We start from the raw sequence: 11,671 nt of genomic DNA, 5'->3' as shown, positions 1-11,671 counted from the left end.
CAGTCCCAGCCGCGTTCTCCGTCAGCGACAGCACCGTGCCGTTCACGATCGTCGGCGTCGTCGGAGGATCGTTGGTCGTCTGCGGATCGTCGGAGGGATCATTCGTTAGATTGATGCGGAAAGTCTCCGTACGAGACAGTCCACTACCATTCATATCAGTTACTATAATGGCAACGTCATGATACTTAGCGCCAGCCGGCAGGCTATCCCAATCGATAACAGCATTTTGCTTGACCACAAGCTCATACCGGCGCGTCGTCGGATTCTGGATAATCTCGTATGCGTTGCGGATGTTCTCAGGATTGGTGTCCGCAATCGAATAGCGATGGCTGGTACGACCGAATGCGGCAGTGGTATCAGGATCAGTTGACCCCAACTCCCCAATCAAGGTGCCGGCAGGTCTGTTCTCCATCCAGGTGAAGCTCGGATTTGCTGTATTCGTCAGCGTCAAGGTCAAGGGGGCTTCGTTAACGTTAGTAAGTGTAACCCTGAAATTCCCTTGATCTATCACGTTACCGAGTGAGTTCTTTCCTTGAAGTACAACCTCATGGAAAGACCCGGCCTCGAAGTTGAAGTTGGTTGCACCACCCATACCTGCCGCGACGTAGATCTCTATATGCGTCTGTCCGCCAACAGTTCTCGGGACGAATGTATATCGCCCACCCGCATTCTGCGCGACACCACCCTGATCAGCCCAATCATAAGTCAAGTTGGTATTCACATTTTGAACCGTTCCAATTAGGAACAGCTGACCATCGGATGCGATGTTCTCGTTAAATCCAACATTCGTATCAGAGAGCTTCACTCCACCTGAAGCGACAACGATGTTTAGAGCGGGCATTTGATTTTATCCTAATGATATAACGTAAAGATATACGAGAGAGGCACCGCTCGCAAGAGCGATCCCTTCTCAGCCAACGTGTTTCCTAGATAACGATGAAGTTATCGCGGGTTAGGCTAAGTTCTCCAGGAAGAGTAGCTATCAGAATGGCCTGTTCATCCCCGATACCGTCGATATCGTAATAGAGTTCACCCAACCAATCATCGTATATGATCCGGTGCTCCCAAGTTTGAGCTCTCACACCGATGTGGAATTCGTTCTCGGAAAGAGTACCAGTCGACATTAAAGCATCGAACACTGTTATGCTAAGATGAATCTTGTCCTCACCCGCGTTGAAGTCGACAATGCTGTCTGTGTTCACTTCTGATGGCTGAGTATCGAAGACAAAGACGTCTTCACCTTCTCCGCCGGAAAGCACATCGGTGCCTTCCGATCCATAAAGTGTATCATTACCGCCTCCACCATTCAGTTGATCGTCACCGCTACCGGCAACAATTCGATCAGCTCCGTCGGATCCATTTGCGGCTTCAGTAACCAGATTGCCGACATAGACGGGCAAATCATAGGTTCCGACGATCACCCCGTTTTGCTTTACGATGATTGAAACCTCGTGGAACTCGTTCTGCTCAAAGTCGAGAAGAACTCCATTGTTCACGATCAATGTGCGTCCGCTGAGAGCAAACCGCCCACCAGCATCTCCATTCTCGGCGAGTTCGAACGTGAAGGACGGATCGGGATCTGCACCTCCCCAAGTCAAATCACCGATGAATGCACCAGGCGACGAGTTTTCATCGATAATGTCTTGAGCAAGAGCAAGTCTATTGCTGCTGTCGACATCATTGACCTGGATTGTGACTTCAGCCGTGTAGAACGTCGCACCATCCGTGACGACCACCCTCACGGTGTGAGAACCGCCGCTCTGATCAAGCTTTGACGGATCCTGGACTACGATACGCCAAGTGTCTCCATCCTGCACGATCCGGAACCGGCCGTCCGCATCGACATCCGAGCCGTTCTCGAAGGTGTAGGTGAAGGTGTCGCCTTGATCCGGATCGTTGTTGCCGAGATCGCCGACCACAGCACCTTGACCCGAATTCTCATCGACTGTGCCATCTTCCTTATCGCCGCCCGTCAGCGTGACGATCGTGCCAGTCTCGTTGACGTCGTTGATGACGATCGTGACCTCATGATCATACGACATTGGCGGATCGCCGTCGTCCGTCACCCGGATCATGACCTTATAGGTGCCATCGCCTTGTTCGTGATCCAGCAGGCTCGGATCCTCGACGATAACCCGCCAGGTGTTGCCCTCCTGAACAATCCGGAACCGGCCAGATGGATCGACTTCAGCCAATGCGCCGTTCGCAAGGATGAAGCCATAGGCGTGGCGATCAATTTCGTCCGGGTCGTTGTTGCCGAGAACGCCGACAATCGTTTCGGGATCTGAATTCTCGTTGACCGAGCCGTTGCCGTTCGGGCCACCGGTCAGCGTGATCTCCGTGGCAGGACTGTTGCCGCCGCCGCCGACACCGCCATAGAGGACTCCGTCTACCCAGATCTGCTCGATGCCGCTATCCCAAAGGAGGATCTGAGCATAGTCATCGATCGCATCCCAATTGTTGCCGAAATCCTCCAGCCTCAGATGAGCGATATCGAGATCGCCAGCGTCGCCGGTATCCAGCACGACGTCATTAGCTCCGTAGAGATAGTAAACGTCATTACCCTCCCCACCGTAAAGCTCGTTTACTCCTAGGATCCCCTCGGGAGCAGATCCGATCAGGGTATCCGCGCCAGCTCCGCCATCCAGGGTGTTGTTTCCAGCCCCACCGTCGAGGCGATCATTGCCATGACCGCCAACGAGAGTATCGACCCCTTCTCCTCCCAGCAGGGTGTCATCATTGGCCCCGCCTTCAAGCCAGTCATCGTTGTCACCGCCGACGATGCTGTCGTTGCCGCTACCACCAACGATGCTGTCGTCACCCTCCTCACCGTTCAGTGTGTCGTTACCGACGCCGCCGACGACCGTGTTGTCCTGAGAATTGCCAGTGAGCGACACGTTGTTCGTGTTGTCAGCGTGGACCTGCAGCGTCTCGATGCCGTCCTCGTCCTTCAATACGAATTCGGAGACCTCGCGATGGATATAAGCTATGTCGATGCCGCCCGACTCTTGATCGAGAGGTTCGTCAAATTCCATGTCCTTGTCATGGACATGATAGATGTTGTTGGCGCTGCCGATCTCTTCCTGCAGCTCGCCATCGACGTAGACCTCTTCGATTCCGTGGCTCCACAGATACTCAGCATAAGCTTGAATGGTATCCCAATCAGGCTCCCCAGTCTGTCCGAGGAAATCTTCCGTGAAGAGATAAACCTTATCATAGCCTCCCGCATCACGGTTCAGATCTTCCTCGACGATATCAAGGAGGGCGACGTCGAGCCCACCACGGATGTAGTAGCTGTCGTCTCCGGCGCCGCCTACGAGCTTATTCTGACCGAGGCCACCATACAGGATGTCGTTTCCATCGCCGCCTTCGATCGTGTCGTCGGTATCACCACCGGTCAGGACGTCATCACCGAAACCGCCTGCAATGCTGTCTTTGCCGCCGCCGCCGGTCAGCCAGTCGTTGCCGGCACCACCAATGATCGTGTTGGCGAGATTATTGCCGGTAATCGACACGCCGGTGTCGACACCAGCTTCCAGGGTCTCTACGCCGACGTCGTGCCCGAGCTCGTAATTGACGAAGATGATCGCCTTGTCGTTGCCACCAACCGTTGGATCGGGATCCTCTGTGATCACCATGTCCTTGGAATAGACGTGGTAGAGATCGTCGAGGCCGCCTTCGGGATTGACGTACTTCCCATCGACGAAGACATCTTCGACGCCTTTTGCCCAAAGGGTCTCGGCATAAACCTTCACGTCGTCTTCGTCGTGATCCTGATCGCCATCACGATCCCCAATCACGCTGGCGGTAACATAGGCCGAGTCCTGGCCTTGATCGTCTCCGTTGTCGACCTCGATCTCGTCATTGAAATCTTCGAGGAAGTAAACGTCGTCGCCTTCGCCACCCTTGAGCTTATCGTCGCCTTCGCCACCCTTGAGCGTGTCGTTTCCTGCACCGCCCAGTAGGATGTCGTTGCCCGATCCACCCTCGAGCAGATCGTTATCTTCCCAACCCTCAAGGGTATCATTTCCTTGGCCACCCTTGAGCGTATCGTTTCCGCGCAATCCTCTCAGCGCATCGTCACCGCCGTCACCGCTTAAGGTATCATTTCCAAAAGCACCGACGACTGTATTGGCGAACTCATTGCCCATGAGATCGATTGGGTTGTTACCGCCGGGCGACCGGAGAGTTTCCACATGGACTCCAGCACCTAGCGTATAGTTCCTGGTTGCATAGACAGTATCCTTTCCACCATCCGGATCCAGCTCGATGACGACGTCCTCAAGATTATCTACGAAATAGATGTCGTTACCGATGCCTCCATCCAGCGTGTCGACGCCGGTGCCACCATTGAGGAGATCGTTGCCATCGCCACCTTCGAGATAATCGAAATCGCGTCCACCATCCAAGTAGTCGTTGCCTTCGCCGCCCTTCAGCGTGTCATTCCCAGCATGACCGTTCAGTGTGTCATTACCTTTACCCCCATCGAGCGAGTTCTCGCCATCGTGACCGGTGAGCTCGTTGTCCCGGTCATTGCCGGTCAGGTCGACTTGCACGCCTTCTGATAGTGTTTCCTGGACTGCCAGATCCTCCAGGTGAGTGCCCTCAAGAGAGTAGTTGAACGTGACATAGGCTTTATCGCGACCTTCACCCTCTGCCTCCTCGATGACGTCATCCTCAGAGTCGATGTAATAGGTGTCGTTACCCAAACCTCCGGTTAGAACGTCATTGCCTGTGCCACCGTCGAGCGTGTCATTGCCGGCACTGCCGGCGAGTTGGTCGTTGTCAGCGCCACCATCGAGATAGTCGTCGTCGGCGCCGCCGACGAGCACATCATTACCGGAACCGCCTTCGAGCGAGTTATGACCGCTCTCATCCTCAATGCGATCGTCCCCGGTGCCACCACGTAGCGTGTCGTCTCCGTCGGCCCCAACGATACTGTCGACACCGCCTCCGCCATCCAGAACGTCATTACCAATACCGCCTATAATCGTATTGGCTTGACCGTTTCCTGTAATCGAAACACCGTCAGTTACACTCTCGTGAACTGCGAGGGTTTCAATTCCAATCGTTTCATTCAGTGTGTAACTGGAGGTGTGAATCCAGGCAATGTCGATACCGCCGACTGCCGGATTCAGATCCTCCACGATCACTTCATTGCCAGTTTCGATGTGATAGACGTTATTGATCTCGACCGGATCTACGGGATCGATGTTTATGCGAATGGTCTGAGGTTCGCTGTCCTCCCCCTCGCTATCCGTTGCGGTGATATGAAGCTCGATGAAGGCACCAAGGGTTTCGTAGTCGAGGACATCATCGTTGATCGCTCTTAGCTCATAAGCGTTACCGTTCCGTACGACAGTGAACAGGTGCGCATGTACTCCTGAAAGCGTATAGCCGCTTATCTGATGCCCATCTTCGTCGGATGCGCTCAGGATGCCAATAAGAATGGAGTTCTCATCCACGGTTACAGCTTCAGCGCCATTGAGACGAACGGTAGTCGGGGCATCATTGGCATTCTCAATGTTGACCCTAACAGTTCGCCTGATCGTGTTTGATCCGTCAAAGACTTCGACGACGAGTTCATAAAACTTATTGTTACCCATCGTCTCGTAGTTGACGCCATTCACGAGCGTGATCACGCCATTTGGGCTAATCGCGAACAGGTTGCCCGGATTCCCACCTTGCGCGAACGAATAGGTAAGTGTGTTGTTCTCTTGATCTTCAGCAATCAGCTGACCAACGTCCGTCGTGTTCTCGTAAATCGTGATTGACGCTTCGCCTGTTTCCTCGAAGACGACATGGTCTGGCGCCTCATTAACATCTTCGATATTGATGCGCAGAACCTGCGGCACGGGCGTATTGATGTTGTCCGATACGAGAACCGTAACCTCATAGTACTTGTTGACTTTCAGCGCCTCGTAGTCGACGCCAGCATTGAGCGAGAGCACACCGTTTGAGGTGATCCTGAACAAATCGCCCGGGTTTCCATTGGGTGCGAAGGAGTAGGTCAACAGTTCGGTGTCTGTCGCAGTCACCGAATCGATAGCTGTCGTGTTCTCCTTGATTGTAATCTCGCGATTATTTGTACTTGCGAAACGAATATTCGTAGGAGTGCCATTTTCTTCTGCGTTATCGATGTGGACGCGTACAACTTTCCGCACAGCCGGGTTAATGTTATCCGACACCATAATCGCGACGTCATAGTATTTGTTTGAGCCCATCGTCTCCCAGTCGACGCCGGCCTTGAGAGTTAGAGTTCCGTCTGAATTGAGGTTGAACAAGCCGCCGTTTGGATTGTCCGTGGTTGCGAGTTCATACCTAAGCGGATTGCCCTCCGGATCATCGGCGATCAACCTGCCAACGTGTGTCGTGTTCTCCTCAATCGTAATCTGGTCTTCGTTGCTGCTCTGGAAACGGATGTTGTCCGGCGCCTCGTTGACGTCGTTGATCGTGATGGTCACTGTTTTTTCCAGCGAGAAGCCATCACTGTCGGTAACCACCACGACAAACGTGTAGGAACCTCTCGCCTCGCGATCGAGGTTCGCTCCATCGTTTACGCGTATTTCCCAGACGCCATTGTTGTTGATGATCCGGAACTGACCGCTCGGGTCGACTATGCCGCCTTCGCCCTGGCCATCGCGAAAACTGTAAGTGAAACTCTCACCGGGAACATCGTCTACACTGAGCGTGCTGACAGGAGTACCAGGAAATGACTTCTCATCAACCGACGTTCCGACGACAGTGAGGTTTGTAGGCGCTTTGAACAGCTTGCCGTTGATATAGACTTTCTCGATGTTGTTGGCGAGAAGGTCCTTGGCTGCCTGGTTAGCGAGGCTTCTGTCATTGCCATAAACGGAGGTCTGCAGATACGCGGTGTCGTTGTCTCCGCCACCGATCTCTTCGTCTATCGTGTCCCCTGCATGGCGAATGTAATAGACGTCGTCGCCGGAACCGCCGATGAGCTCGTCCGGGCTGTCCCCATTCCCGCCATCGAGCGTATCGTTTCCGGCGCCGCCCAACAACGTGTCTTGTCCAGCGCCGCCAACGAGCGAGTCGTCATCACCGCCGCCGACGAGCCTATCTCTTCCGGCGCCACCCAGCAGCGTATCGTTACCGAAGTTACCGGTGAGCGTGTCATTGCCATCACCGCCATCGAGAGTATTGACGCCATTATTGCCGGTAATCTCGTTAGCCAGAGAATTTCCGGTCAATGACAGAGTTGTAGTGTTAGTAACCTGATAAGCTTCAAGGTTCTCAATATCTGCTGCCTTAGCGTTGTTGAGTGAGTAACTGAACTTCGTGCGGACCGTATCGTTGCCGGTCGAATTTCTCTCGTCTACGACATCATTTTCATCGTTGATGATGTAGGTGTCATCGCCATTGCCTCCGACAAGAGTATCTCCGCCGGAAAGGCCGTTCAGCTCGTTATTGCCGTTGTTTCCGTAGATAGATTGGGAGAGCCCATTGCCAGTCAGGTTGATATCCTGATTACCGGCGACAGCTCGGAGTTCTTCAACATGCACACCGCTCCTCAGCGCGTAGTTAATTGAGGCGTAGACGGTATCGGCCCCCTGATCCTCGTTCTCTGTAATGCGATCACCGTCATCATTGACGTGATAGGTATCATCTCCGAGGCCACCTGCCATCGAGTCTGCGCCGCCGCCGCCGTCGAGAACATTCTCTCCGGCGCCACCGACCAGTGTATTGGCGAATTCATTGCCGGTGAGATTGATATGAGCGTCCGGATCGTCGGAATCTCCGACCTTCAGGGTCTCGACCTTGGCGCCGCCATTCAAGGTAAAGGATACGTCCGCTTGGACCGTATCGATGCCGCCTGCCGCATCATTGGCCTCAATGATGACGCTCGAACCATCGCCGGCGATATAGTAGGTGTCGTTTCCTTCACCTCCATTCAGCGTATCGAGACCACCGTCCGTATAGACATCATAGAGGTGATCTGCGCCTTTTCCACCTTCGAGGGAGTCGAGGCCTGCTCTCCCATCAAGGGTGTTGTTACCATCGCTTCCAACGATGGTATTGGCTCCACTATTGCCATTGAGACTGATGTCGCCGGCCGCGCTATCAGCACGGAGTTCCTCAATTTCGGACCCTTCCGTCAGCTGGTGATGTTTTCGAGCGATAACGATGTCATACCCGCCTCCAATGGCTTCCGTGACGGTCTCATTGAGTTCGTCGACATAGTAGGTATCGCTTCCGGCACCGCCGGCCATGATGTCGTTGCCAGTGCCACCATCAAGTGTGTCGGCTCCGCCATGGCCAGTCAGTCGGTTTCGCAAGCTGTTGCCAGTGAGAGTAACGTTGGTTGTTGTTGCGGCCGTGGACGCATCCAGATTCTCGATTTCACCATTGCTCTCAATGGAATAGGAGAACTTGACCTTGATCGTATCCTCACCGCTGCCGCCATTCGTGGTGCTCTCATCGATGAGGTCTGAATTGTTATCGTCATCGAGAATGTAGGTGTCGTCACCGGAACCGCCACGAAGGCTGTCCACACCACCTCCACCATTCAGGATGTCGTTGCCGCCACCGCCAATCAGCGTATTGGCGCCATTGCTCCCGGTGAGAGTATCGCTGGATGAGGAGCCGATCACACCTTCGATAGAGATATACTGGTCGCCTGTCGCGTCGCCGTTCGATCCGGTTCCGGCTCCGAGATTTACGTTCACGCCAGCGGAGGAATTTCGATAGTCGGCGAAGTCAATTCCGGTATCGACAATGTCCTGTGTCGTACCATCCTTGAGGATTTCCACTTGGCCGCCCTGGAGAATATCGGCTCCAGCGCCACCTTCAAGGGTGTCACTCCCGTGCCCACCCTGAAGTAGATCAATTCCAGCACCGCCTTCTAGCGAGTCGTCGCCTTGGCCACCGCGTAGCGTATTCGCAGAACCGTTGCCAATAAGTCGGTCGCTGCCACTGCCGCCAATTAAACCCTCGATGCTGTTGTATTTGTCCCCTGCGGCATGACCCGTCTGCGTAATTCCACCTGCCAAGCTTGCAATGACACCGGTCGTTGTGCTTGCATAACTGGCAAAATCGTTGCCGATTCCACCATCTAGAGAGTCGGCACCGTCATGGCCTTGGAGTGTGTCGTTGCCGCCTGCTCCGATGATCGTATTATCATTGTGGTTGCCGGACAGCATGTCATTGCCATCGCCGGATATGATGCCTTCGATCGAGTCGTAGGTATCATCCTTTGCAACGTCTGTGTTCAGATGCCACTCCGTCTGAAGGAGGCTTGCGACAAGATCCACATCCGGCACTTGATAATCGGCAAAGTCGTTGCCCGCGCCTCCTTCGAGCTTGTCCGCTCCATACAAGCCGGCGAGTTGATCGTCTCCATTGCCGCCCCGAAGCGTGTTGGCGTCGTTGCTGCCGATGAGAGTATCCGCGTGCGAACTGCCGATGAGGCCTTCGATGCCGACCAGCGTGTCGCCAGCTGCCTCACCAGTTGGCGTGTCGATGCTTAAGGTAACCCGGACTGGACCACCCGCATTTTCATAACTGACAAAGTCGATTCCAGCGTCGGCACCATTGGCAGTATCGTTACCATAGAATTTATCGTTACCCGTTCCGCCCTCCAGGGTATCACTGCCAATCCCACCTAGAAGGGTGTTATGTCCGCTATTACCGACGATCTTATCGTCGAACGAGGAACCGATCACCCCCTCGATCTCGGTATAGGTGTCGCCATCGGCATCGCCGAAGGTGCCCCCGGTTGCGAGATTTACCTCGACACGCCCTCCGCCTTCATAAGACGCGAAATCGTTTCCACCCTCACCTTTCAGCTGATCTCTTCCAGAGCCGCCGTGAAGGGTATCGTCCGCGATGCCTCCGAGAAGCTCGTCGTTGCCTCCACCGCCGTAGATTCTATCATTGCCTCCCTGCCCATCGAGCCTGTTGGCGACTTCGTTGCCACGAAGCCCATCGCCTTGCCCGCTTCCAACCAAGTTCTCAATGCCGATAAAAACATCGCCGGCAGCCTTCCCACCATTCGCCACTGTTGGGTCAAGGCTCGCAACCACAAACCCGTCCGCGTCGAAATAGTTGACGGTGTCGATGTCGGCTCCGCCGTTTAGTGTGTCGTTACCTTCTCCTCCGACCAATGCATCGTTACCGAACCCTCCTTCGAGAGAGTCATTTCCTGCGCCGCCGAACAGAACGTCATCTCCAGAATTACCCCTAAGCGCATCCGCGCCAGCCTCGCCATAGAGTCGGTCGTGTTTCGCCCCACCCGTAATTGTATCGCTCAATCCGGTGCCATAAAGCCATGTGTCACTCGTCTGATGACCGGTGACGTTCACACCGACAGTTCTGGCATCGAAGATTTTGGTATCACGGACCGAATTCGTTTGCCCTGGAGAAGCAGCGTTTTCGTCCCAACTGATGACAAAGCGACCGTCCTGCAAGACGCTGATGCTGGGATTGCCTTGCCTTCCATTCGGGTTGACGATGAAATCTTCCCAGAAGACGGATCCGTTCTGGTTCAGCACCATCGCGTGGACAAGCTGATCTTCCCCAACCCAGGTGAGAACCATGCGTCCGTCATGAAGTGTCTTCATGACGTAGTTCGACCCTTTTGCGGTTCCGAGCGTCAGCTCCGATCCATTCTTGACGATCTGGTAATCGGCGGGAAAGCCGCCTGACGGCGGGATGTAATCGACCACATAATGTTGCGCTGAAATCTTCCCCGCTGCATTCACCCAAACGAGGAAAGCACCGTCGCGATTACGCACCATTTCGATTTCGGTAACAGTGTTGTCGGTCAGAATATGATTAGTAGACTTACCCGGGTGATCTTCCAATTCTATTTGGATGGTAGGGAATCTGACAGGTAACCCTGATGATCCTGGTCGATAAGCGGCGGACAGTTTCGCCTGCGAGTTCGGACCATCACTGACCGTCGTCCATGCGAAGTCGTTAGTGGCATCAGTAGTCCAGCCTGAAGCCTTTGGCCCCGCCGCCGGATTGTCTCCAAACGTCGCGAAATAGTGCCTGCCGTCGTCAGGATCCTTGTACGTGACTGTAAATTCCGTACCGGTTGAAAACATCTGGTACGGAATTTCATTGTTCGTCGGTACTACACCACCAATTTGCCTGCTTGCACTCATATAAGTGCCATGCGGATCGAAAACCCTGACATATGCTCCGTCAAAGTCTTTCCAAGCGAATGCGACTTTCCCGTCGCTAAGCGTAACGGCTTTGACGCTTATCGCCGAAAATTGCGTCCCTAGACCCACACCGAGGTCGATCTCACTCCCCCGCTGCGTCCCATCCGCATTGAAAATCTGCGCCCTTAAGAGGAAGCGGACCGACCCTGTGGAATAATCTTCCTTCGAAAAAACGACAAGAAACCCGCCGTCCAGCAACTCGGTCGTTGTCGTGGAAACGTTCAGATTATTGTACCGTATGACACCGCTCCATGGTGTCGGAGCGATACCCGCCAAGGATGAGGTAGCGCCGGCCGGGTCGCTCTGAGCCTGGATCTCATCGGCCTGAGAGGACGAAAATTGGTCGAGATATGCAGTCATGGGGCGCCTACCGTGCATAAATGAAACGTTATAGCTTTAGTAACACTACAACCTTCCATATGGTAAGTAAACTCTCCAAACACCGGGGGCTGTGATAGGTGCCGAAATTGAGATGAGGT

2 protein-coding genes are annotated in these 11,671 nt (G+C 54.1%); both read right to left on the bottom strand.

What is annotated here, in order from left to right; all coding sequences use genetic code 11:
- Window positions 1-841 (bottom strand): cadherin repeat domain-containing protein (locus I2H36_RS04080; RefSeq protein ID WP_196262552.1); only part of this gene is annotated, 841 nt, incomplete at its 3' end.
- Between the two features lie 85 nt (window positions 842-926).
- Window positions 927-11,552 carry a cadherin domain-containing protein gene (locus I2H36_RS04075; protein ID WP_196262551.1) on the bottom strand — a complete coding sequence of 3,542 codons (10,626 nt, stop codon included), beginning with the start codon at window positions 11,550-11,552 and terminating at the stop codon, window positions 927-929.
- Window positions 11,553-11,671 lie beyond the last annotated feature (119 nt).

This window comes from Microvirga terrestris, from assembly GCF_015694425.1.
Taxonomy (GTDB): domain Bacteria; phylum Pseudomonadota; class Alphaproteobacteria; order Rhizobiales; family Beijerinckiaceae; genus Microvirga; species Microvirga terrestris.
The sequence above is the reverse complement of the archived record's forward strand: the minus strand, read 5'-3'. Positions and strand labels throughout refer to the sequence as shown.

What these genes read in the sequence shown, in the direction of transcription:
- I2H36_RS04075 (WP_196262551.1), bottom strand. Translation starts at nt 11,552, where the DNA reads ATGACTGCATATCTCGACCAATTTTCGTCCTCTCAGGCCGATGAGATC.